This window comes from Streptomyces sp. NPDC025806, from assembly GCF_055558275.1.
In genome coordinates this window covers 435,984-458,589 of the sequence record NZ_JBVHMU010000002.1, presented here as the reverse complement: position 1 = coordinate 458,589, position 22,606 = coordinate 435,984, and the positions used below count along the sequence as shown (strand labels likewise).

The 22,606-nt window shown below is 71.9% G+C and carries 24 protein-coding genes; 14 read left to right on the top strand and 10 right to left on the bottom strand.

Going from position 1 to position 22,606, the window contains the following annotated elements:
- Positions 1–38: 38 nt before the first annotated feature.
- From ACZ4E1_RS05730 to ACZ4E1_RS05695, 8 genes are all read left to right on the top strand, one after another.
- A complete protein-coding gene (locus ACZ4E1_RS05730) occupies positions 39–1,343 on the top strand; it encodes an MFS transporter (RefSeq protein WP_467536169.1) in 1,305 nt (434 codons plus the stop codon).
- The gene (locus ACZ4E1_RS05725) at positions 1,321–2,520 is read left to right on the top strand and encodes a galactosyltransferase-related protein (RefSeq protein ID WP_467536168.1); all 1,200 of its coding nucleotides are present in this window, start codon (positions 1,321–1,323) and stop codon (positions 2,518–2,520) included. The genes ACZ4E1_RS05730 and ACZ4E1_RS05725 overlap by 23 nt, the downstream gene beginning before the upstream one ends.
- A gap of 79 nt (positions 2,521–2,599) precedes the next feature.
- The gene (locus tag ACZ4E1_RS05720; RefSeq protein ID WP_467536167.1) at positions 2,600–3,295 is read left to right on the top strand and encodes an HAD family hydrolase; all 696 of its coding nucleotides are present in this window, start codon (positions 2,600–2,602) and stop codon (positions 3,293–3,295) included.
- 23 nt (positions 3,296–3,318) lie between these two features.
- Positions 3,319–4,365, top strand: a complete 1,047-nt coding sequence (locus tag ACZ4E1_RS05715) for an aspartate-semialdehyde dehydrogenase (protein ID WP_467536166.1) — start codon at positions 3,319–3,321, stop codon at positions 4,363–4,365.
- Entirely contained in the window at positions 4,362–5,465 is a 1,104-nt protein-coding gene (locus ACZ4E1_RS05710; protein ID WP_467536164.1) for an amino acid kinase family protein, read from the top strand. Before ACZ4E1_RS05715 ends, ACZ4E1_RS05710 begins: the two co-directional genes overlap by 4 nt.
- 34 nt (positions 5,466–5,499) lie before the next feature.
- Positions 5,500–6,528, top strand: coding sequence for a TauD/TfdA family dioxygenase (locus tag ACZ4E1_RS05705; RefSeq protein WP_467536163.1), 1,029 nt, complete (start codon positions 5,500–5,502; stop codon positions 6,526–6,528).
- Positions 6,529–6,556: 28 nt separating this feature from the next.
- Positions 6,557–7,795 (top strand): ATP-grasp domain-containing protein, encoded by a 1,239-nt coding sequence (locus ACZ4E1_RS05700; protein WP_467536161.1) that lies wholly within the window; start codon positions 6,557–6,559, stop codon positions 7,793–7,795.
- Positions 7,796–7,813: 18 nt separating this feature from the next.
- Positions 7,814–8,821: an ATP-grasp domain-containing protein gene (locus tag ACZ4E1_RS05695; protein ID WP_467536159.1), complete on the top strand. Its 1,008-nt coding sequence runs from the start codon at positions 7,814–7,816 to the stop codon at positions 8,819–8,821.
- 71 nt (positions 8,822–8,892) lie between these two features.
- Here ACZ4E1_RS05695 and ACZ4E1_RS05690 read toward each other — a convergent pair whose 3' ends face one another.
- The 3 genes from ACZ4E1_RS05690 to ACZ4E1_RS05680 all read right to left on the bottom strand — a co-directional run bounded on the left by ACZ4E1_RS05690 (position 8,893) and on the right by ACZ4E1_RS05680 (position 11,714).
- A complete protein-coding gene (locus ACZ4E1_RS05690; protein ID WP_467536157.1) occupies positions 8,893–9,924 on the bottom strand; it encodes a TauD/TfdA family dioxygenase in 1,032 nt (343 codons plus the stop codon).
- A gap of 62 nt (positions 9,925–9,986) precedes the next feature.
- The gene (locus tag ACZ4E1_RS05685) at positions 9,987–10,586 is read right to left on the bottom strand and encodes a cupin domain-containing protein (RefSeq protein ID WP_467536156.1); all 600 of its coding nucleotides are present in this window, start codon (positions 10,584–10,586) and stop codon (positions 9,987–9,989) included.
- A gap of 9 nt (positions 10,587–10,595) precedes the next feature.
- Entirely contained in the window at positions 10,596–11,714 is a 1,119-nt protein-coding gene (locus ACZ4E1_RS05680; RefSeq protein WP_467536155.1) for a helix-turn-helix transcriptional regulator, read from the bottom strand.
- Between the two features lie 264 nt (positions 11,715–11,978).
- Here ACZ4E1_RS05680 and ACZ4E1_RS05675 point away from each other — a divergent pair, with 264 nt between their 5' ends.
- Complete coding sequence (locus ACZ4E1_RS05675) at positions 11,979–12,935, top strand: DMT family transporter (RefSeq protein WP_467536154.1); 957 nt, start codon at positions 11,979–11,981, stop codon at positions 12,933–12,935.
- A 40-nt stretch (positions 12,936–12,975) separates the two neighbouring features.
- Here ACZ4E1_RS05675 and ACZ4E1_RS05670 read toward each other — a convergent pair whose 3' ends face one another.
- Together ACZ4E1_RS05670 and ACZ4E1_RS05665 are read right to left on the bottom strand one after the other, a co-directional pair.
- On the bottom strand, positions 12,976–13,248 hold the full coding sequence (locus ACZ4E1_RS05670) for a DUF6069 family protein (RefSeq protein ID WP_467536152.1): 273 nt from the start codon (positions 13,246–13,248) through the stop codon (positions 12,976–12,978).
- Positions 13,242–13,427, bottom strand: coding sequence for a hypothetical protein (locus ACZ4E1_RS05665; protein WP_467536151.1), 186 nt, complete (start codon positions 13,425–13,427; stop codon positions 13,242–13,244). The genes ACZ4E1_RS05670 and ACZ4E1_RS05665 overlap by 7 nt, the downstream gene beginning before the upstream one ends.
- Before the next feature lie 185 nt (positions 13,428–13,612).
- Between ACZ4E1_RS05665 and ACZ4E1_RS05660 the strand changes: the two genes are divergently transcribed.
- A complete protein-coding gene (locus tag ACZ4E1_RS05660) occupies positions 13,613–14,107 on the top strand; it encodes a MarR family winged helix-turn-helix transcriptional regulator (protein WP_467536150.1) in 495 nt (164 codons plus the stop codon).
- Between the two features lie 136 nt (positions 14,108–14,243).
- On the top strand, positions 14,244–14,915 hold the full coding sequence (locus tag ACZ4E1_RS05655; RefSeq protein WP_467536148.1) for a hydrolase: 672 nt from the start codon (positions 14,244–14,246) through the stop codon (positions 14,913–14,915).
- A gap of 27 nt (positions 14,916–14,942) precedes the next feature.
- On the opposite strand, the gene ACZ4E1_RS05650 is transcribed toward ACZ4E1_RS05655, so the two are convergent.
- Positions 14,943–16,430 (bottom strand): long-chain-fatty-acid--CoA ligase, encoded by a 1,488-nt coding sequence (locus ACZ4E1_RS05650; protein ID WP_467536147.1) that lies wholly within the window; start codon positions 16,428–16,430, stop codon positions 14,943–14,945.
- A gap of 160 nt (positions 16,431–16,590) precedes the next feature.
- Here ACZ4E1_RS05650 and ACZ4E1_RS05645 point away from each other — a divergent pair, with 160 nt between their 5' ends.
- Entirely contained in the window at positions 16,591–17,775 is a 1,185-nt protein-coding gene (locus tag ACZ4E1_RS05645; RefSeq protein WP_467536146.1) for a PucR family transcriptional regulator, read from the top strand.
- A 56-nt stretch (positions 17,776–17,831) separates the two neighbouring features.
- Here ACZ4E1_RS05645 and ACZ4E1_RS05640 read toward each other — a convergent pair whose 3' ends face one another.
- The gene (locus ACZ4E1_RS05640; RefSeq protein ID WP_467536145.1) at positions 17,832–18,341 is read right to left on the bottom strand and encodes a hypothetical protein; all 510 of its coding nucleotides are present in this window, start codon (positions 18,339–18,341) and stop codon (positions 17,832–17,834) included.
- Positions 18,342–18,491: 150 nt separating this feature from the next.
- On the opposite strand from ACZ4E1_RS05640, the gene ACZ4E1_RS05635 reads away from it, so the two are divergent.
- Complete coding sequence (locus ACZ4E1_RS05635; protein WP_467536144.1) at positions 18,492–19,025, top strand: GNAT family N-acetyltransferase; 534 nt, start codon at positions 18,492–18,494, stop codon at positions 19,023–19,025.
- Here ACZ4E1_RS05635 and ACZ4E1_RS05630 read toward each other — a convergent pair.
- The gene (locus ACZ4E1_RS05630; protein WP_467536142.1) at positions 19,019–19,711 is read right to left on the bottom strand and encodes a DUF6445 family protein; all 693 of its coding nucleotides are present in this window, start codon (positions 19,709–19,711) and stop codon (positions 19,019–19,021) included. The genes ACZ4E1_RS05635 and ACZ4E1_RS05630 overlap by 7 nt on opposite strands.
- 223 nt (positions 19,712–19,934) lie before the next feature.
- Between ACZ4E1_RS05630 and ACZ4E1_RS05625 the strand changes: the two genes are divergently transcribed.
- Complete coding sequence (locus tag ACZ4E1_RS05625) at positions 19,935–20,309, top strand: FKBP-type peptidyl-prolyl cis-trans isomerase (protein WP_467536140.1); 375 nt, start codon at positions 19,935–19,937, stop codon at positions 20,307–20,309.
- Between the two features lie 55 nt (positions 20,310–20,364).
- Here the strand turns inward: ACZ4E1_RS05625 and ACZ4E1_RS05620 are convergent, their stop codons facing one another.
- Together ACZ4E1_RS05620 and ACZ4E1_RS05615 are read right to left on the bottom strand one after the other, a co-directional pair.
- Positions 20,365–21,381, bottom strand: coding sequence for a hypothetical protein (locus ACZ4E1_RS05620; protein ID WP_467536137.1), 1,017 nt, complete (start codon positions 21,379–21,381; stop codon positions 20,365–20,367).
- A 150-nt stretch (positions 21,382–21,531) separates the two neighbouring features.
- Positions 21,532–22,494 carry a DUF2332 domain-containing protein gene (locus ACZ4E1_RS05615; protein WP_467536134.1) on the bottom strand — a complete coding sequence of 321 codons (963 nt, stop codon included), beginning with the start codon at positions 22,492–22,494 and terminating at the stop codon, positions 21,532–21,534.
- Positions 22,495–22,606 lie beyond the last annotated feature (112 nt).

The window sequence follows — 22,606 nt, the reverse complement described above, 5'->3', positions numbered from 1 at the left end:
TCCGCCCCACCGCGCTTCTACACCGCCGGAGTCACGACATGGTTCGCGTCACAGCATCCCCTCCGAGTCCCGCACGGCTGCGCGCCGCCCGCGCCGGGCTCACCGCCGTCTTCTTCGTCAACGGCGTCCTGTTCGGCACCTGGGCCTCCCGGGTCCCCGCCGTCAAGGAACAGGTCGGCGCGGGCAACGGCGTGCTCGGGCTGACACTGCTGGGCATCGCGCTGGGCGCGCTGCTCGCCAAGCAGCTCGCGGGTCAGCTGGTCGCCCGGGCGGGGACCGTCCCCGTCACCCGGGCCGGAGCCGCGCTGGCCTGCCTGCTGCTGCTCCCGCCGGCCTTCGTGGACGGCGCGGTCGGGCTCGGTGTGGCACTCCTGCTGTTCGGGGCGGCCATGGGGCTCCTCGACCTCGGGATGAACGCGCACGGCGTCGAACTGGAGCGGCTGCGCGGACGGCCGGTCATGTCGTCCCTGCACGCGTCCTTCAGTGCGGGCGGGCTCGCCGGGGCGCTCGCCGGCGGCCTGGCCGCGGCGCACGGCGTCACCCCCCGCACCCACTTCGCGCTGGTGACGGTCGTGCTCGGGGCCCTGGCCGCCCTCGCCACGACCCGCCTGCTGCCCGCCTCCTCCACCGACCGCCCGGCGCGCACCCGGACGGCCCCCCGCACCTGGGTCCGGTTGCCGCGCCGGCTCCGCTTCCCCCTCACCCTGCTGGCCCTCACCGGGCTGTGCGCAGCCGCCGGTGAAGGGGCCGCCGCGGACTGGAGCGCCCTGTATCTGCACGGGGAGCTGGGACGATCGACCGGGTTCGCCTCCCTGGGCTACGCCCTGTTCTCGGTGGCCATGGCCGTGGGCCGGCTGGCCGGGGACGGCCTCACGGCCCGATGGGGCGCCCTGCGCACCGTCGTGGGCGCTGCCGCACCGGCCGGGATCGTCTTCGCCCTGGCGCTCGCCTCCGCTGACGCGACGTTCGCCCTGATCGGCTACACCGTGCTGGGGCTCGGCCTGTCCGTGGTCGTGCCGGTCGTCTTCTCCACCGCGGGAATCCTAGGCGGAACGGCGTTCGGCCCGTCCCTCACCTACGTCTCCAGCATCAACGGCATCGGCATGCTCATGGGGCCCCCGCTCATCGGGTTCGTCGCCGAAGGGATCGGACTGCGCCCGGCCCTGGGCCTCGTGAGTGTGCTGGCCGTGCTGTCCGCGGCCCTCATGACCGCCTTCGCCCGGCGGACCGGGCCACGAGCGACGTTGACCGGCCCCCCGGCGAACCACCACGCCACACCGGAAGAAGCGCCCGAGGAAGCCCTCATGAACGGAGACAGCGATGCCCGGCATCCGACCCACTGATCCCCTCGTCCTGGCCAGAGCGACGGCCGACAGTCTGGTCGTCGCCGCGGACCCCGAATCCCGCCGCAGCTGCGTCTTCTTCTGGGAGATGTACCGTCCCCTGCTGCGGGACGTGGCGCAGGCCGCGCAACGCCTCGAAGAACCCCGACTACGCACCCTCGCACAGGAGTTGTGCGCGCGACCCGAGGACCCGGCGCGGCACCGCGCCCTCGTCGACGCGCTCGCGGCTGCGGACCCGCACGCACCCACCACGGCCGCCCTGTTCGACGCGGCCTGGCGGGCGGAGCAGGACAACCGCCTCGGGCACCACCTCGGCGACCGCTACCGCGCCGGCGACCCTCGCCCGGTGACGCTCGACGAGCTGCGCGCGACGGCGCCACGGCACGCGCCCGCCGCCGCACCGGACGCGCCCGTCCTCATCGTGATCCCGTTCCGCGACCGGGACACCGGCGGCGTCCGCGCGCGCAACCTGATCGCCTGCCTCCTGTCGCTCGGTGACCAGTCCTTCCCCCGCGACCGGTTCCGGGTCACCGTGGTGGAGTCCGACGCGCACCCGCGCTGGCGGGACGTCATCGCCCCGTACGCGGACGAGTATCTGTTCGCCCCGAAGCCGGACACGTTCAACAAGTCCTGGGCGGTCAACGCCGGTGTGACGCACACCGGCGCGCAGGCCGAGGCGATCTGCATCCTGGACGCCGACGTGCTCACCGACCGCGCGTTCGTGGCCCGCAACGTGGAGCGCCTGCGGCGCCGCGGCACCGGAGGACACCTCACCTACCGGGACATGCTCGGCATGACCGAGGAGTCCACCGCGCACGCCGTGCGCCGGCGCGTCCTCGAAGGCGCCGCCGAGGCCGACCCGCGGGAGGTGCGCGGCTTCGTGGTGCGCCGGCCTCCGGGCGCCTGCGTCTGGGTCCGTGCCGGGGTCTTCCGGCAGATCGGCGGCATGGACGAGCGGTACGAGGGCTGGGGCGGCGAGGACACCGACTTCGCGTACCGCATGGACTTCGCCGCCGCCTTCGACACCTTCGCCGACCCGCTGCTGCACATGAGCCATCCGTCGGCCGCCGTCCTGCGCGAGGACGGCGAACTCGTCAACGCCCATATCCCGTGGCTGAGTTGGGACCCGCAGGAGCCGATCGGCCGTCTGGACCGCTTCGCTCCCGCCCCGCTCTGACCCACCTCCCCACCCTCCCCTCCCTCTCCTCTCCTCCCCTGTCCCCTCTCCCCGTCTCTCTGCCGACGAAGGATCTCCCATGCCCGTCAAAGGCTGCATGTTCGACTTCTCAGGAACGCTCTTCCATCTGGAGAGCGCCGAGGAATGGCTGACCGCCGTGCTCGCCGAGGCCCGTGTGAGCGCCCCGGCGGACGAGGTGCGGCACTGGGCCGGGCGACTGCGCGAGGTCGGTGCGGTGCCCGGCGGCCCGGCCCCCCGCGGCGTCAGCCCCGAGCTGGAACGGCTGTGGCGGGAGCGGGACCTGGACGCCGCCCGGCACCGGAAGGCGTACACGGGCCTGCTGCGGGCGACCGAGCTGCCCTGGCCGGAGCTGACCGACGCGCTCTACGAACGCCACATGACGGCGCCGGCCTGGCAGCCCTATCCGGACACCGCCGAGGTGCTCGCGGCACTGCACGACGCCGGAGTGGACATCGCGGTGGTCAGCAACATCGGCTGGGACCTGCGCCCCGTCTTCCGCGCGCACGGCCTGGACCGCTACGTGGACGCCTTCGTGCTCTCGTACGAGCACGGTGTCCAGAAGCCGGATGCCGAACTCTTCCGCACCGCCCTCGGCCTCCTCGACCTGGACGGAGCCGACACGGCGATGGTGGGCGACGACCGGGTGGCCGACGCCGGGGCGGCCGCGGTCGGCGCCGCCGTGCACTTCGTCGACGCCGTGCCCGTCGCCTCCCGGCCCGACGCCCTGCGCCGCCTGCTGCCCGAACTGCGCTGACCCGCACACCGAAGGGACCTGTGATGCCGTACACCCCGCACGACCCCCGCGCCCCCCGGATCGCCCTCGTCGGCGCCACCGGAGCCGTCGGCGAGACCCTGATCCAGCTGATCGAGGACCGCGCGTTCCGCTACCGGGAGATCCATCTGCTCGCCTCGCCCCGCTCCGCGGGCCGCACCCTGCGCGTCGACGGCGTGGAACGGCCCGTGAGCACCGTCGACTCCTTCGACTTCGCCGAAGCCGACCTGGCGTTCTTCTCCGCGGGCACCGACGTGAGCCGTAAGTGGGCTCCCGGGGCGGCGGCCCGGGGTGCGCTGGTCATCGACAACACCAACGCCTTCCGCATGGATCCCGACACCCCGCTCGTCGTTCCGCAGGTCAACGCGGATCTCCTCGCCCAGCGCCCCACGAGCGGCATCATCGCCAACCCGAACTGCTCGACCATCCCGCTGGTCCGGCTGCTGCGTACGGTCGAGGACCGGTGGAGGCTGCGCAAGGTCGTCGTGAGCACCTATCAGGCCGCGTCCGGCCGCGGGCACTCCGGCACGGCGGAGTTGCGGGAGGCCACGCACGCGGCGCTGGCCGACCCCTCCGACACGGGACCGCAGACGGAGTTCCACCCGACCCTCGCGTTCAACGTCGTGCCCTTCATCGACCAGCTCCTGGACTCTGGCTTCACCATGGAGGAGCAGAAGATGCTTCAGGAGTCCCGCAAGATCCTCGGTCTCCCGCGGCTCGACGTGACGACCACCTGTGTCCGGGTCCCGGTCCTCAACGGCCACTCCGAGGCCGCCTGGGTCGAGTGCGAGGACTCCGTGGACCGGGCGGAGCTGATCGCCCGGCTCAGTGCGCTCCCCGAGGTCACCGTGCACGACCGGGACGTCCCCGGCGCCTTCCCCACCCCGCGCACCCTCACCGAGGCCGACCATGTCCACGTGGGAAGGGTCCGGGTCAGTCCGCACGACCCGCGCGGGTTCTGGCTGTGGGTCGTCGCCGACAACCTGCGCATCGGCGCCGCGCTCAACGCTCTCCAGATCGCCGAGGAACTCGTGTCCCGGGGAACGCTGTGACCGCGGCCGGCGCCCCGCTGGTGCTCAAGTTCGGCGGGTCCAGCTTCGCGACGCCCGGCGCGTACGGGGAACTGGCCCGCGCCCTGCACGCGCGGATGGCGGCCTCGGGGCGACGCCTCGCGGTCGTGGTCAGCGCGATGCCGGGCGAGACCGAAGCGCTGCGCGGCCGGCTGCACGAGGTGGGTCCGCGCCCCGGGGGCGACCGGGTGGCCGGGCTGCTCACGCTCGCCGACACGGTCAGCGCCCATCTCCTGGCGGCGGCGCTGCACCACCTCGGACGCGACGCCACCGTGCTGGCCGGGCACGAGAGCGGGTTCACCACCGACGAGACCTTCATGTGGGCCCGGCTCGAACGGATCGCGCCGCAACCGCTGCGCCGCGCCCTGCGCGAGCACGAGGTGGTCGTCGTCCCGGGCGGCCAGGCCGCCGACGGCCGGGGCCGGCCCACCTGGCTCGGCAAGAACAGCTCCGACCTCTCCGCCATCGCCGCGGCCGTGGCGCTCGGCGCGGACAGCTGCGAGATCCACTCCGACGTGGAGGGCATCTTCAGCTGCGACCCGAACCGGGTCACCGGCACCAGGCTGCTGCCCCAGGTCTCGTACACGGACGCCGCCGCCATGTCCCGCCACGGGGCCAAGGTGCTGCATCATCGCGCCGTTCGCCTCGCCGAGCGCCACGGTGTGGAGATCGTCTGCCGGCACAACAGGGAACCGTTCACGCGGGGAACCGTCATCGGCCCGGGCGAACCCGCTGCCCGAGCCGTCGTCCTCAACCTCGGCTCGCGGGTCCTCGCCTATCCGGACCACGCCGCCGCGGACCTGGCGCTCCAGGCGTTCCGCGCCGACGGCGTGGCGGCGCTGCGTCCGGCGGACGGTCCGCACGTCGCGCTGATCGGCGGCTACACGGACCCGGAGGCCACACGGCGACGACACGGCATCACGTCCGGCCGCGAGGCCGGCGTCCCGGTGACGGTGCTGCACGCCGGCCGGGCCACCGTCCACACGGCCGCCGACGAGCCGGCCGCCGTACGGCTCGCGCAGCGCCTGCACGACGCCCTGGGCACCGGAGCCGGGCAGGCCCTGGCACCGGCGCACGCCTGACCGGGCCCACGACACCACCGGAGAAGGACCACACATGACCGCACCCGCCACCACCGGCCGCACCGCCACCCTCCTCACGATCGACCTGCCGGACCCGTTCCGCGACACACTCGGCGAGCAGCTGGCCGAACTGCCCCGGCCCGGCCACGGACCCACCGGGGACATCGACTGGCTGATGACGCGCTACCTGCAGATGTTCGCCCGGATGCCCACCGCCGTGCTGCAGCGGATCCTCGACTTCGGCCGGCACGCCGACACCCCCGGCGTCGGGTATCTGCGCAACGCCCCGGTCGACCCCTCGCTCCCCCCGACGCCCGGCGACGGCGGCCCGAGCACGGACAAGGACACGTTCGTCGCCGAAGGTGTGCTCCTGGGGCTGAGCGGCCTGCTCGGCGAGCCGGTGGGTTTCGCCACGGAGAAGAACGGCCGGCTGGTCCACGACGTCGTCCCCGTACCGGCCGGCGCCACGACCCAGACCAATCAGGGGTCCTCCGTCTTCCTCAACTTCCACAACGACATCGTTCACGACGCGAGCGGCCGCTACGACCTGGCCAGTCCCGACTTCCTCGTGCTCAGCTGCCTGCGCGCCGACCACGAAGGGGTGGCCGGCACCTACTACGCCGACGCCCGCGACATCTGCCGCGTGCTGGATCCGGAGTGCCTGGAGGTCCTGCGCAGCCCGCTGTTCCGGATGAACGCGCCCGGCAGTTACGTGCGGGACGTCGCGGGCGGCGCCGAGGTGTACTCCACCCTCGTGCCGATGATCAGCGGCCCCGAGTCCTGCCCGGAGGTGTCCGCCGCCGCCAACGGGATCCGCGCCCACGGTGCGCCCGCCCGCGCGGCGCTCGACCGGCTGCAGCAGGCCTGCCGGGAGGTCGCCCACGAGGTGTTCCTGCGCCCCGGCGAAGCGCTGCTCATCAACAACCGCAAGGGCCTGCACGCCCGCTCCTCCTTCACCGCGCACTACGACGGCCGGGACCGCTGGCTTCAGCGGACCTACGTACGCCGCAGCCAGTGGCCGATCCGTCACCGGTCCGTCCCCGGCTCCCGGCGACTGCACTGAGCACGACCTCCAGAAGGCGAGACCCGTCATGAGCAGCACCCCGCCGGCCGGTGACGCGCCCGGCCGCGTCGCCGTCATCAACTACCGCCGCGTACTGGACTATCCGGCGATGTTCCCCGAGTGCGCCGATCGCCTGTACGTCTTCAGCCACCACGACCTCGCGCACACCGAGGGGCTCGCCCACTACGAACACGTGCCGCGGTGCGAGTCCGTCCCGTACGCGGAGCTCGCGATCCGCCGGATGGCGCGCGAAATGGACTTCACCCACGTCGTCACGGACAACGAGTACGACCTGGAGCGGGCGGCCCACATCCGGGAGGACCTCGGCCTGCCGGGCCAGTCACGCGCGAGCGCGCTGGCCTTCCGCGACAAGGTCGTGATGAAGGAGACGGCGGGCCGCACCGTCCGGGTTCCGGAGTTCGCCCGCCTCACCGCGTTCGGTGATCTGACCGCCTTCATCGAGAAGTTCTCGTACCCCGTCGTCGTCAAGCCCGTCAAACAGGGGGGCTCCCGCGACATCTCGGTGCTGCGCGGCGAGGACGACCTCGTCGCCTTCAGCCGGCAGCCCTGGCGCGAGGACCTGATGGCGGAGGAGTTCGTCGAGGGGCCGATGTACCACGTCGACGCGATCGTCTCCGGCGGCTACCGCTTCGTCGCCTCCTCGCGCTATCTGCGCAGCTGTCTGGGGGTCTTCGCCGGGCAGAACAACGGCTCGGTGCAGCTGCGTCCCGAGAGCGCCTTCGCCCGCAGGCTGGCGGCGTACCTCGACCGGGTGCTCGATGCCTTCGATACGCCGGCCGCGAGCGCGTACCACCTGGAGGTGTTCCACACCCCCGATGACGAACTGGTGCTGTGCGAGATCGCCTCGCGGGTCGGCGGCGACCGGATCCCCCAACTGACCGAGCTCACCTATGGAGTGGACCTGCACGCCACCACGCTGCGCGCCGCGTGCGGGCTGCCGGTGCCGCGACCTGCGCGGGAGGCGCCCGCCCAGGTCCACGGCTCCGTCTCGGTGCTGCCCCAGGGCCGCCCGGTGCGAGCACCGGGGCGGCCGCCGTTCCCGTGGGTGCGGCACTACGAGGTGAACACCGAGCTCGCGCCGGGCGAGGTGACGCTGCACAGCGCGCACCACCTGTGCTTCGCCGTCGTCTGCGGCGACGGCCCGGAGCAGGTCGAGGAACGGCTGCTGGAGACCGAGCGGTGGCTGATGGACCACCTCACCGAAGCCGAAGCCGAAGCCAAAAACGAGAACGCTGATCACGCCTAGAACGCGAGGGGAACTGACATGCCGTACAAGATTCTGGTCCTGGTGGCGGGAGCGCCGGAGTTCGAGCTCGACAACCAGTCGCTCGTCCCCAGCGCGCTGCTGCGCGAAGGGCACGAGGTGCACATCGGGAACGTCCACTCGCTGGCGCTGCACGACTCCGTGCTGGCCTGCGACCGGACCCGGTTGCACGCCCCGATCGCGCCCGGCGACCCGCTGCCGGAGCCGGGCGTCCCGCAGGGCCCCGTCGAGGACTTCGACCTGGTCTGGGTGTTCGGCGGCCCCCACCCGGACGCGGGGACGGAGTACTTCCAGCTGCTGTGGCTGCTCAACCAGCGGGTGCCGTTCGTGAACGAGGCTGCCGCCCTGTACTTCCTCAACTCCAAGACCACCCTCGGCGCCCTCGTGCCGCCCGAGCACCGGCCCAGCTCGTACGTGTCGAACGACGCCGGCTTCCTCGGCAGCCTGGTCCACGGCGTCCCCGACCGCCCGTGGGTGCTCAAGCCGCCGAACGAGGGCTGCGGCGCCGATGTCTACGTCGTGAGCGCCGCTGACCGCAACAGCACGGCTCTGCTCAGCTCCGCCACCGGCAATGCCACGTCCCGCTACGACAGTTACGGCCGCGCCGTCATCGGCCGCGCCGAGCGCTACGCCGTCCTGCAGGAGTACCTGCCGCACGCCCGCACCCAGGAGAAGCGGGTGATCCTCGCCGGCGAGGAGCCCGTCTCCGGGTACCTGCGGATCCCCCGGGAGAACGACAACCGCGCCAATGCGACGGTCGGGGCCGGCTACGAGCGGCTGCGGCTCACGGAGGACGAGGAGACGCTCGTCCGCGGCATCGGGAAGCAACTGGGCGAGCACGGTATCCACTTCGCCGGCGTCGATCTGGCCTACCCGCACGTGATCGAGATCAATCTGGAGAACCCGGCGGGCCTCTGCTACCACAAGCGGGTGACGGGAGAGGACCAATCGACCGAGGCCGTGCGCGCGGTCCTGGAGTCGCTGCGGACCGCCGGCAAGCTGCACTGACCGGCCGGTGCACGGTGCTGCCCCCGGCCGGGACCGCGACCGGGGGCAGCACCGCGCACCGCTGACCACCTTCAGTGGATCCGGCGGACCCCGGGTACGGAGCGGTGGCGGATGTCCCACAGATTGCGCCGCACGTACGTCCGCTGGAGCCAGCGGTCGCGCCCGTCGTAGCGGGCGGTGTAGCGCGAACGCGCGTGCACGCCCTTGCGGTTGTTGATGAGCAGCGCCTGCCCGGGTACGAGCCGCACCTCGTGCGCGGCGGCCCGGCAGGCGGACTGGAAGGAGTCGAAGGCCGCCTGTCCGGCCACGGTCGTCGGGCGGACCCCGTTGGCGGCGCTGACCACTTCGGGGAACTCTCCCGGCCCCCGCAGGATCGGCACGGGCGCGGAGTAGGCCTCGTCGTGGGCGACGAGCGTGCTGACGAATCCGCCGGGCGCGTTCATCCGGAAGACCGGGGAGCGCAGGACGTCGAGGGTCTCCTCGTCGAGCAGGGCGCTGACGTCGCGGGCGTCGGCGTAGTAGGAACACGCCGCGTCCTCGCGGTCGGCGCGCAGACAGTTCAGCACGACGAAATCGGGGCTGGGCAGGCTGTAGCAGTCCCGGCGGTCGTGCACCAGGTCGTTGTGGAACGTGAGGAAGACGCTCGATCCCTGGCTGGTCTGTGTGGTGGCGCCGCGTGCGACGGGGACGACGTCGTGCACGAGGCGCCCCTCGCGTTCGGAGAGGAAGCCCACCGGTTCGCCGAGCAGCCCGCTCAGCCCGAGCAGGACCTCCTCGGCGACGAAGGTCCGCTTGCCGAGGCTCGGTCCGCCGTCGCGCGGGGTCGGCGGCAGCAGGGCGTCCACCGGCAGGTTCCGCAGGAGGACGACGCCCGGCGCGTCCGGGTGGCGGCCGAAGTCCAGCAGGGTCTGCAGGAGGTCGAGGGGCAGTTGAGCGAAGGCCTGGTGGCAGCGGGCCGACGCCCGGTCGATGTCGCCGAACGGGTCACCGTCGGACGTCAGCCGCTGCTCCAGCAGATCACGCACGTCGTCCGGGAGCCGCACCTCCGCGAAGGTGCCCGCGGGCCGTCTGCCGCTTCCCCGCGGACCACCGACACTGTGCATGGGTTCCCCTCTGTCCTGTTCTCGTGAGGGCCTCGGCCTCGCGTGAAGCCGAGGCCCTGGCTTCAGTAGAGGCTCGAGAAGAGCACGCCGATGAACCGGGCGGGCTCGTCACTGTCGTTGCGGAAGGTGTGCGGGTATCCCGCCGACCACTGGGCGCAGTCGCCGGCGCTGAGTTCGTAGTCCACGCCGTTGTAGCGGGCCACCAGGGTCCCCTCGGTCATCATGATGAGGTCGCTGCCCTCGTGCTGCAGATGCTCGCCGAGCTCGCTGCCGGGCTGGAAGTGAGCGGTGATCACCTGGTAGCCGAGTTCGGGGGACCGCAGGATGTGGTAGACGACTCCGGGTGCCCGCTCCAGCCTCTCCTGGGTCTCGAGCGGGAACACGGACGGGGTGGCCGGGCCGCGGGAGAAGCCCAGGAAGGACCCCACGTCGTGGCCGAACACCGCGGCCAGCCGGCTGAGCCGCTCCAGGGCGATGTCCGTCTCGCCCCGCTCGAGCCCCGCCAGGAACGACACCGAAAGGCCGCATTCCGCCGCGACGTTGCGCAGGGACATCCCACGCTGGGTGCGTAGCCGGCGCAGCACCTCGCCGGGGCGGGGGTAGCCGAGCTCCGGGGGCTGCTGCGCGGAGGCGGGGGTGGGTGCGGGTTCGACAGGGTCCATGTACGAGTCCTAGGTCGCGGTGAGGGAACGCACCGCGCCCGCCTCACATCCGTGCGGGGCGTTCTGGGCCTGCTCCAGAAGCCCGGATCTGGCGATCATGACGCCCAGTTGGAAGCGGCTGCGGGCGCCGAGTTCGTCGTAGATCTTGGCGATGTGGTGGCGGCAGGTGCGCACGCTCACCCCGATACGCCGCGCGATGACCTCGTCGGTCTTTCCTTCGGCGAGGAGCTGGATGATGGCGCCCTGCACGTCCGAGACGATCGTACTGACCTCCGTCGTGCGGCACTGCCCCGCGAAGTCCTTGGCCACCCGCCAGGTCCGCTCGAAGACCTCCACCATGAAGCGCACGAGGCCGGACTGGCGGACGACGACGGCGAGATGGGCTTCCTCCAGCGGGACGATCGCGACCTGACGGTCGATGAGGATCACCCCCTCGAAGGGGCCGGCCAGCGTCCGGACGGCGCCGCCGCCGTCGGTCAGGGCCGCGGCGAACTTCCGGGTGGTGGGGTCGAAGCGGGCGGCGTGGTGCTGGATGACGCGCACGTCGACGTCCCGCCGCTGGAGGGATCCGATGGAGGCCTCGGCGCAGGGCTGCATGGTCGTGGCCCACCAGCCGGTGCCGGGGCGCGCGAGCAGCACGTCCCGCGTGCAGGACGACAGGGCGGCGGAGATCTCCTCGTGGAGCGCGTCCTCGCCGACCAGCATCCGCAGCGTCTCACCGCCGGCCGCCCACCCGAAGCTCTCCCCGTTCTCGCCGTCCTCGGCGTCGCGGGCCTCCCCCAGCGCCTCCTCGCGGGCCCGGTGGAAGCCGACGAGCTCGGCCTGGATCTCGCGGGAGCGGCGCTCCATCCGCTGGATCTGCTCCTGGAGGGGTGCGAGGCGGCGATACGCCGCCGCCCGGGGCGGGACCGGCCGGAAGGCACGCTCCTCGCCGGGCAGCGGCTGCAGCAGCATGGCCTCCGCGAGGAGTCTCACCGCCTGATCCGTGCGTTCGGCACTCCAGCCGAGCCGGCCCGCGGCCCGGTCCGGACGCAGCACCTGCATGCGTGTCGCCAGCTCGTACAACTCCTCCTGGTCCTCCGCTCCCCCTAACCCATGGAACTGGCGTGCCTCAAAGCTGACGCCCATCGGGCCCACTCCCTGTCTCCGGTCCCCGTTGTCGGTGAATTCACCAGGCACTGCTCGTTCTAAATACAGCACGTTTGTACGTCATACCGTACGAGCCGCTCGAGCGCGGGTCAACGCGAACCAGAGGTTGGCTGGATCCCCACGCCTCGCGCTGCAGGTTGCTGCAAACCCGTCCACCCGGGGAGAGCTGGGCAATATCTCGTACTAGCGTGCAGTTTTAAGAACATCTCGACTGCGCTCCAGCGCTGGAAAGCAGGGGACGCCATGCATATGGGCCTGCGGGAATCCACCTCACGGAACGTCGGGGCGACCCAGGACGCCCTCCCGGCCCGGCCCGGCAAGGACGCCACCGCGCGCGCCGCTCTCGTCGTGGTCTGGAGCTCCGGGTTCATCTCGGGCACGCTCGGCCTGCGGCACGCGGCGCCCTTCACCTTCGCCTGCCTGCGGTTCGCGCTCGCCGGGGGCGCCCTGCTCGGGATCGCCCTGCTGCGGCGCTCCCCGCTGCCGCGCGGCCGCCTCCTGCTCCATCTCCTGGTCGCGGGCGTACTGGTCCAGGGGTTGCAGTTCTCCAGCATCTACGCGGGCATGGAGCGCGGCGTTCCGTCCGGGGTCGCGGCGCTCGTCATCGCGCTCTACCCGCTGCTCGCCTCGCTGATCTCCGTACCCGTCCTCGGTGAACGCATCACCAGGGGACAGCTCCTCGGCCTCGCTCTGGGGCTGGGCGGAGTCGTGCTCGCCGTCCTGGACCGGCTCCATCTCGACGGTGGCAGCCTGGCCGGGATCGCGTTCCTCTTCCTCGGCCTGCTCGGCATCTCCGTCGGCACGGTCTGGCAGAAGCGGTACTGCCGGGACATGGAGCCCGTCACGGGCAACGCGGTCCAGCTTCTCGCCGCCGCGGCGGCGACCCTCCTGCCTGCACTGTTCGCGGAGGGCTTCGACGTGACCTTCGCCGCCGGATTCTGGCCCGTCCTGCTGTGGGCCGCGTTCATCAACTCCATCGTCGGCGTGGGCCTGCTCTACCAGTTGCTCCAGCGGCACGGCACGAGCCAGGTCAGCAGCCTCTTCTACCTCGTCCCGATGGCCACGGCCGCCCTCGCCGCCGTCCTGCTCCACCAGCGCCTGGGCCCGCTCACCCTGGCCGGCCTGACGCTGGCCACCGCGGGGACCCTGCTGGCGAACCGGATCGGCGCGACGAGCAGGGCTTCCGCGCCTGCCCGGTGACGCGGCGCCCCGCCCGCCGACGCCGCCACCGGCCGCTCCGTCAGGCCTTGGCCTTGCGCCGCAGGAGTGCGCCGAGAAGGACGGGGGCGGGGATGAGGCGCAGGGGGATCAGGCACAGGGCGGCGGTGTCGCTGACGCCGGGCTGATCGGCCGGGGAGGCGCCGAGCAGGCTGAGGGGCGAGGCGACGCTGAGCACCGCGAAGCCGAGGGCGAGGGCGGCGAAGATGCGCTCCGGGCGCGCGGTGAAGCGGCGGATCAGCAGGAACACGCCGGTGCCCGCCAGCACCGTGACGAACGTGGCCGCGATCACCATCCCGGGCTTCGCTTCAGGCCGACGAAACGCGCGTCGAGGTCGAACACGGCCTTGGCGGCGACGGCCACCACCGCGTTGACCGCCGCGGCGACGACTGCGGCGACGGCGCCACGGGCCCAGACGGCGCGGGCGGGTACGGCAGGGGTGGCAGCGGTGGCCGTGGTGTCGAGGGTGCTCACGAAGGGTCCTTCAGCAGGGGGCGACGGCGGAGCCGGACGGCACGCCGGGATTGCCGCGTCAACCCAACACGGACAGTTCAAGATTCAATATAACGCCAGCGATTAACTAGCTGGCTACCTATCTGCCACCGACTACCCTCGGAGAGCGCGGATCACGCGCCGCAGGACGACGGGAGCGCAGCAGAGTGACGGAGCCGACCGGACCCGAGGACCAGGGCGGGTGCAATGCGGAGGATGTCGCTCTGCTCGACCAGTGGCACACGGTGTACAGCGGCTTCCGCCGGCTCACCCACGAACTCCTCGCCGACGTGGAGTCCGAGACCGGGGTCGCCCCGTCCTCGTTCGAAGTGCTGTGGTTCCTGGTCATGAGGCCCGCCCGGGCCGCTCAGATGCACCAGCTCAGCACGGTGCTCGGGTTCTCCACCGCGGGCACGACCAAAGTCGTCGACCGGCTCGCCGACGCCGGCCTGGTCGAACGCCGCCCCTCCCCCTCGGACCGCCGGGTCACCCTGGCCGTGCTCACCACGGCGGGCGCGGAGGTGGCGGCCACCGCCGCCCGGACCCTTTCCCGGTCACTGCGCCAACGCGTGCTCGCACCTCTCGGCGACGAGGGCTTCACGGGCCTGGCCACCACAGTCGCCTCGCTCAGCGCCGGCTCCGAGGGCTGCGCCGAGGCCTGAGAACGCGGCGGGCACCGGCGCGCGTGCGGACCGCGCAGCGGGGCGCGCATGCGCGCGATATTCGCATTTCTGGATAATGGGCAGGGTCTTCGAAGCTCAGCGCACACCGCCTCCGAGCAGGAGAAGGAGGCTCGAAATGACCGTTGACCCCGCGCACGACAAAACCGTCCCTGAACCCGTCAGGGACACCGTGAGGGACCACCTGCTCACGCCGGACAACTGCGCCGTGGTCCTCATCGACTACCAGGAAGGCCAGTACGCCACCATCGGGTCCGCCGACCGCGCGGAGATCGATCTCGGAGCCGTCACGCTGGCCAAGCTCGCCCACGCGTACGCGATCCCGACCGTGCTCTCCACCGTCGCGGTCGACATGGGCGTCAACCAGGCCACCGTTCCCGAACTCGCGCGTGAACTGCCCTCCGTACCCGAGATCGACCGCACTGGGGTCAACGCGTGGGAGGACGGGGACTTCCGCGCCGCCGTCGAGGCCACCGGCCGGAAGAAGATCGTCATGGCGGGCCTGTGGACCGAGGTCTGCCTGGCGTTCCCCACCCTGGACATGCTCCGTGAGGGCTACGAGGTGTACCCCGTCATCGACGCCGTCGGCGGTGTCTCCCCCGTGACGCACACGACCGCCGTCGAACGGATGGTGCAGGCCGGCGCGCAGCCGATCACCTCGCTCGCCTTCGGCTGCGAACTCATGCGCAACTGGGCACGCCCGGACGCCGACCGCTTCCGCGTCATCATCAATGACTACTTCCGCCGCAAGCGGGACATCGGGGCCGCCACGGGCACCCTGTTCCAGTGACGGCGGAGCCCCCGATCTGCCGTGCGGTCAGACCGACGGCACAGCGATCTCCCGCTTGAGGATCTTGCCGCTGGGCCCCAGCGGAAGCTGGTCCACGATCCACACCTGACGCGGGTACTTGTACGCGGCCACGCGCTCCTTGACGTACTCCCTCAGCTCGTCCGGCGCGGCGTGCGCGTCAGCGCGCAGCACGACCACCGCGGTGACCTCCTCGCCAAGTTCGGCGTGGGGCACGCCGAGCACCGCCGCCATGGCCACGGAGGGGTGCTCGTGGAGCACTTCCTCGATCTCCCGCGGGTAGACGTTGTAGCCACCGCGAATGATCATGTCCTTCTTGCGGTCGACGATGTACAGGTATCCGTCCTCGTCCGCGCGGGCGAGGTCTCCGCTGCGGAGCCAGCCGTCGGGGATCGCGGCCTCGGTCTCCTGCGGACGGTTCCAGTAGCCCTTCATCACGTTGGGGCCGCGCACCGCGAGCTCGCCGATCTCTCCCGCGGGAACGTCGTTGCCCTCGGCGTCGAGAAGCCGTACTTCCACGTCCCGGATGGGCGTGCCGATGGAGCCGGCCTTGCGCGGCCGGTCGGGGTGGTTGAACGTGACCACGGGGCTGGTCTCGGACATGCCGAAGCCTTCGAGCACCTGACAGCCGAAGCGCTGCTCGAAGCGCTGGAGGATCTCCACCGGCAGGGACGCTCCGCCGGAGATGCACATGCGCAGGGTCGAGACGTCGGCGGCGGACGGGCTCTGCAGGAGCGCGGCGTACATGGTCGGCACCCCCTCGAACACCGTGGCGCGCTCGCGGGCGATGGCGTCCAGGACGGCGTGGGGGTCGAACCTGGGGATCAGGACGAGGGTCGCGCCGCTGCGGACGGCCGCGCTCATGGTGCAGACCTGCCCGAAGATGTGGAACAACGGCAGGCAGCCGACCACCACGTCCTCGGGCACCAGGTGCTGGATGTGGATGCCGTTGACCTCGGTGTTGTGCCGCAGTCCGGCATGCGTGAGAACGGCCCCCTTGGGGCGGCCGGTCGTGCCGGAGGTGTACAGGAGGACGGCCATGTCCTCGCCCCCGGCTTCCGCCACGTCCCACGACGGCTCGTGCGCGGTCAGGGCCGCGGCGAACGCGGCGGGTTCCACCGTGGTGTGCCGCACGCCGGCGGCAGCCGCGCCCTGCGCGCCCTCGCCCGGCGCCTGGTGCCATTCGAAGAGCCGCACCGCACCTGAATCGGCGAGGTGGAACTCCACCTCGCGCGTCTTCAGGAGGGGGTTCATCGGGACCACGACCGCGCCGGCGCGCAGGGCCGCGTAGTAGAGGACGACGAACTCGGGCACGTTGGGCAGCATGAGGGCGACCCGGTCCCCCGGCCGGACCCCGTCGGCCTGGAGGAGGGCGGCGGCACGGGCACTGCGCTCGTTCAGCTCCCGGTAGGTGACGAGCTGCTCGCCCAGCAGCAGCGCGGAGCGCTCGGGATGCCGCTGTGCCGTCTCCTCGAGGAACGCTGCCAGATTGGCCATGACCCGCCTCCGTTACATGGAACGCAAGATGTTTACATCGTCGACATCTTGCCGTCGGACCCGGTCCACCCCCTATGGGCCCGCGGACAGCATCCGATCCTCATCCTTGTCCCCCGGAACAATCCAGGGGCATTAAGCTGCACAGATGTTGCTTTCAGGTGTGGCCGCAGCTCTCCGGTCCCGGCTTCCGGAACTGGGCGAGCGCATGGGCGAGCGGATCCGCGCGGACGTGGCTTCCTACAACGACGAGTCGCTGATCACCCCGCAGTCGTTGTCCCGCTCCTGCGCCGCCAACGCGGATCTCGTCCTCAACCATCTGTGGCACGGGGGCACCCTCGACGTGAGTTCGGCCCGGCAGACCGGGCGGGCCCGCGCCGAACAGGGCGTGCCGCTGGCGGACACCCTGCACGCGTACCGGATCGGCACCGAATTGCTGTGGACGGAGCTTCTCGCGGAGGCGCGGAGGCACCCGGAGGTCTCCGACGACCATCTGGTGTCGGAGTCCGCGCGCTTCTGGTCCCTGTTCGGTCTGCTCGCGGAGGCGGTGGCGACGGCGTACCGAGAGGCGTCCACCGAGCTGACCTCCCGCATGCAGGCGAGGCGCTCGGCTCTGGTGACGTCACTGTTCGCGGGCGTCACCACCGACCGCACACTCTGGGAAACGGCGCGCGAGCTGGGGCTGCCGGAGCACGGACCGTACGCGGTGGCCGTCGCGGAGGCTGTCGCGGGAACCGGCGCGTCACTCGCCGAGACGGAGGCGGCCTTGCTCCGAGCGAACCTGCCTTCCGTCTGGGAGACCTTGCCCGACCAGCACCTTGCCCTGATCGCCCTGCCGGCCAAGACATCGGAGAAGACGTGCCTGCGCGTCCTGCGCCGGTCCGCCGCGCGGGTGGGCTTCAGTCCGCTCTTCCCGTCCCTGGCGGAGTTGCCGCAGGCGCTGCGCTTCGCCCGCCTGGCTCTGTCCGCCCAGGGCACGAGCCCCGGGGTGGTCCGGTTCGACGACGATCCGCTGGCGATGGTCGTCGCTGCCGCACCCACGGAGGCCGCTCACCTGACGCGGGCGGTTCTGGGGCCGGTGCTCGGGCTGCCCGCGGCGGAGCGCTCACGCCTCCTGCGGACGGTGGAGCACTGGTTCGCCGCCGGTGGATCGGCCGGCGGCGCCGCGCAGAGCCTCTTCGTCCACCCCAACACGGTCCGCTACCGCCTGCGCCGCGTCGAGGAGTTGACGGGCCGGTCCCTCTCCGACCCCCGGACCGCGGCCGACGTCGGCGTGGCACTCCTCGCCGTGCGCAGCTCCGCGGCCAAGGCCGAACGCCACTCCCCCGCACCGGCCGATGACGGCTGACCCCTGCGGATGACCGGTGCCCGACAGCGTCGCTCCACAGCCCCGGCCGTCCGGGGTCAGGCCGGCTGGGGCAGCTGGTACGCGGCCTGGGTCGCCAGATCCGACAGGTACAACTCGCAGTCGTAGACCGCGAGATCCTCCTCCGGTTCCTCTTCCTCGGTGTAGAGGGCGCGACCGTCCTCGGTCAGGAGGTGGACGCCGAGTTCGGCCGCGCCCTCCGGTTCCGGACGCGCCGGGTGCTCGCCTTCCGGGCAGCCGCACGCGGGCGCCTCGGCGAAGGTCCGCTGAAAGCCCCTCAGGACCCGTGCGTACGCGCTGATCAGGTCCTCCTGATCGGGCAGGCGCGCCTCGACGTACCAGGACATGGCGTACAGCAGGACGAGGTACCCGGTGCGCTCCAGGTCGCCCTGCGCGGTGGTACGGCGAGCCAGGGCGTCGCCGGCATCGGCGACGAGTCGACCGAGCGTCCTGACGGGGTCGTCGGAGGGGTAGTCGACCGCGATGGATCCCAGTTCACGGCACAGGCGGTCGTGTTCCTCGCTGAGCGTCGGTGTCGGGTCGGTCATCACTCTCACGTCCATGTCGTCGCGTCGGCTGTGCTGCCGAAACGTATACACCGTCCGCACCGACACATGCGGACCCGCCCTCCGGACCGGTGTGACCCGCGGCCGGCATATCCGTTCGACAGCCTGGCCTCGGCCGGGTTGGCTGGGCGCATGCCAGAGTTGCGAACCGAACGTCTTCTGCTCCGCCGGTGGCGGGAGTCCGACCTCGAGCCGTGGGCGGCGATGAATGCCGATCCCGAAGTCCGAGAGCACCTCGGGGAGCTGCTCACGCGGCCGCAGAGCGATGCCACGGTGGCGGACATGCAGGCCGCGTTCGACGAGCGAGGCTTCGGGTGGTGGGCTCTGGAAGCACGGGAGACCGGCGGATTCATCGGCCGCGTCGGCCTGGACGAGGTCGGCGCGGACATGCCGTTCACCGGGGTGGACATCGGGTGGCGTCTCGCGCGTTCGGCATGGGGCCACGGCTACGCCACCGAGGCCGCCCGTGCCTGCTTGGCCTTCGGCTTCGAGTCGCTCGGCCTGCCGGAAGTCGTGGCGTCGACCACCGTCGCCAACCTTCGTTCCCAGGCGGTCATGCGTCGGATCGGCATGAGCCGCGACCCGGCCGACGACTTCGAGGATCCGAGCGTGCCCGAAGGCCCGCTGCGCCAGTGCGTGCTGTACCGGACGCGCGTCTTTTACTGAGCCATCCAGAAGAAGACGGCTGTCATCCGCTTGTCCTCCAAGGTGGTGCCCGCGTAACTGGTCGCGGTGTGGATGAGGTTGGCCGAGTACAGCAGCAGACGGTTGTAGCGGGGCGGTACGCGCAGGTCCTCCGTGAAGGAGTCCTCCGGCACGAAGCGGGTGCCCAGCGCGTCGACCAGGTTGTTGTGCGGGGCGAGCACCTGGTTGCCGCCGACCGCGCCGCCGGGCAGGCTCTGGCGGTAGAAGCTGGTCCCGCAGTCCTTGGGCAGGTTCGGACTGAGGTACAGGACCGCCGCGTAGCGGCACAGGCTCCGGGAGTCGGTGTGCGGGCGGGGTTCGCACTCGCCCTTGCCGACGACCTGCACGCAGTTGTGGTTGAAGGTCCCGCCGCCGGCGGGATCCACGGCCCAGATCTTCTGAGCCCCTGTCGTCCTGCGCACCAGTCTCTCCACATGTGCCAGCTCGGCCGGTTCGAGCCCTGGCATCGTGCGCAGTCCCGGCCACGGCTCGCGCTTGTGCGGGTAGCCCTCCACCCAGTCGTCCCGTTCGAGCATGCGCGCCCGTACGGCGTCGGGATCCGGCAGGACGTCGTCCAGGATCCAGTAGTCCCGGCCCCGGGTGGGCTTGCGGTACGGGAGGGCACGGATCGTGCTGGGGCGTGGGGGGTTCGGCTGCAGACGCGACATGGCGGGAACGCTAGCGCCGGGGAGGACGCCGCCCGTCAAAGCGTCGCCAAGGCTGCGGCAAGACATCACCAGCAAGGCAAGCAGAAGGAAAAGAAGGCCTCCGCGGACAGAGACGGGCACACCACGACCGACGACCTGCCGGCCGCGCTCGGCGTGGGAGAGTGATCACCCAGGCATGCCGACCGACTGCGGATCGGCCGGCGACGAGAGCGAGGAGCGGGCCATGACCCTTGAGCGACCGACGATCGACACCCCCGCGGGGCGGCCGTCCCCCAACCTGCACATCGAGGACGTGGTGGTCGGGGACGGGGCCGAGGCCACCAAGGGCTCGACGGTGTCGGTCCACTATGTGGGGGTGTCCCACTCCACCGGCGAGGAGTTCGACGCCTCGTGGAACCGCGACCAGGCCTTCGAGTTCACTCTGGGCAGCAAGCAGGTCATCACGGGCTGGGACATGGGCGTACGGGGCATGAAGGTCGGCGGCCGCCGGAAGCTGGTCATCCCACCGCACCTGGCGTACGGCGACCGCTCGCCGTCTCCGGCCATCAAGCCGGGCGAGACCCTGGTCTTCGTGGTCGACCTCCTCTCGGTCGCCTGACGCCTCACGCGCCGCGCCCGCCGCACCCGTCAGGGCGCGGCGGGCGGGGTGACGTCTACCGGCGTGCGGGACGGGTCCGAAGCCAGTACGAGCGGGCAACGACGATCAGGGCGATGCCGTAGACGGCGAAGGCGGCCATGCCGATCCAGCCGACCAGCAGCGCGTCCCCCGAGGAGTGGAAATCTCCGCGCCGTATCGTCACCACGCCGGCCGTGGCCAGGGTCAGGTAGCCGACCCCGAGAGCGCCGTACGGGGCGAGCGTGGCGGCGCCGAGCAGAGCCGGGGTGAGCGGGAGCCAGCGCGGCACCCGCCGGCCGCGCAGGAACGGAGTCCAGCGCGGGAAGACCTGTCCCCACGGGCGGGCCAGGCCCCAGATCAGGAAGACGCCGAGCAGAGCCAGCAGCGCGGTGGGGTCCAGGCCCCAGGACTCCAGGGTGAGGAAGATCCCCGAGGCGCCGTTCCGCTCCGAGACGGCGAGCATCTCCTCCTTGGTGATCCCCGCGAACGTGCCGCCGGTCGCCCAGACCAGCTTCATCACCACATACGGGACGAAGGCCGATGTCCCCGCCCAGGCGGCGAGTTGGACGGGCCTCGGCGCGGCGACGGGCGCCGGCACGGCAGCGCCGCCGGACGGCGGGCGGTCGGACCGGGCCGTGGCCGCCAGCACGACCGCCCCCACCGCCGCCAGGGCCTTGTTCGCGGCGGAGACCTCGCTGTCCACCCCCTGACCGAACATCAGCGTGATCACATCCATCAGCAGGCTGAACGCGGTGATCACCGCCAGCCCGCAGGTCACCCAGAGCAGTACCCGCAGCGCCGGCCGCAGCCCGTACCGGACCACCGCCCCGCTGACCGCCGCGGCGAGCGCACCCACCGCCACAACTGCCCACCCCAGCCCGGGCGCCGCGGAGGCACCCCCGTGGTAGCTCAGAGAGGTGCCGCTCAGCGTGCAGGCGAGGCCGAAGCCGGCGTACAGCGTCGCCCACACCGTCGTCGTCCGGGCCACCCAGAGCGGCCATCTCTGCCACCAGGCGCTCCGGAGCGCCTCCGTCGTCGGTTCACCACTGGTCATGTACGGACCGTCGCAGTCACCGCTCCGGGCAGCGTCTGCCGGCGGAACGATCTCCCTCCCCCCGCCGGGTGAGTGACCGCTGAGGCCTGGGTATGACCTGCGTGCGCCGAGGCAGGTCCGCCGACGCCGGCCTGGGCGCGCCTGTCCGTGCTACATCCAGTGGATCCAGTCGCCGTGCGGGTGCGTGAACGCGACGGGTGCGCCGTCGACGGTGAGCACGAAAGGCGAGGTCTCGAACCGGGGCGGCTCGACGTCGGCGACCACGCCGGGCGCCTCGTTCGCGATCCACACGACGCCGAGCTCGCGGGTCAGCTCCGCGAAGTCGGCGCGGACCCGCGGTGGCACGTAGGCCAGCACCGCCGAGTGGAACACGACGACCCGGGCGTCCCGAGGGGCCTGCCGGACGAGACCCGGCAGTGCTGCGAACAGGTCTCCCTCGTGGACGGGCAAGGGGCGGCGCCGCGCGGTCTCCAGGGCGGACACGAGCCGTTCACGGCGGGCCGTCTGCCCCGGCCACACCAGGCACTCCAGCCAGGACCGGTCCTCGGGATCCGACGGATCGAGCGGGTTGAGGTCGATCCCGGCCGCCCATGCCACCTCGGGCATCCGCAGTTCCGGGTGCGGGCCCTCCGCCCGGCACCGCAGGGTCGGCGCCTGGGGGTCGCCGCCGGTCAGGTGTGTGTGGCCGTAGTCGTAGGAGTACCGGTCGGCGTGCAGGCACAGTCCGGCGCTCGCCCCTACCTCGATCAGGGCGAGGGGCCCGTCGAGCGTGGCCAGGGCGGGCAGGAGGGTCGCGCAGCGGCCCGGTTCGTTGGTCTGGGTGCGCCGGGTCAGCATCGTCGCCCGCAGTCGCCCGCCCTGTGCGCTGGCCAACTCCCGCAGTGTGTCCGCGTCGGGGGCCGCGCGCAGCAGGTGACGGGCCGCGGCAAACAGCAGGTTCGGCTGGCGTTTGTCGGCGGGGAGGGTGCTCAGGAAACCCAGCACCTCCGGGTCGGACGCCACCGCGAGGGCCAGCGTCTCGTAGGCGGGGGATCGTCCCGCCGCCTCGTTCTCGGCGAAGCGGCGGTAGTTCTCCGCCGTCGTCACCCGGTCGTCCAGCCCTGTCATCGCCATGGCGCGATCATAGGGGCGGGCCCGTCCCGTACAGGGTCGGCGACGGCGCCCCGACCGGGCTCGCCCGCCGGATCCGTGGTGGCCGTCGGCAGGTGGCCTCCGGAGTCTTGCT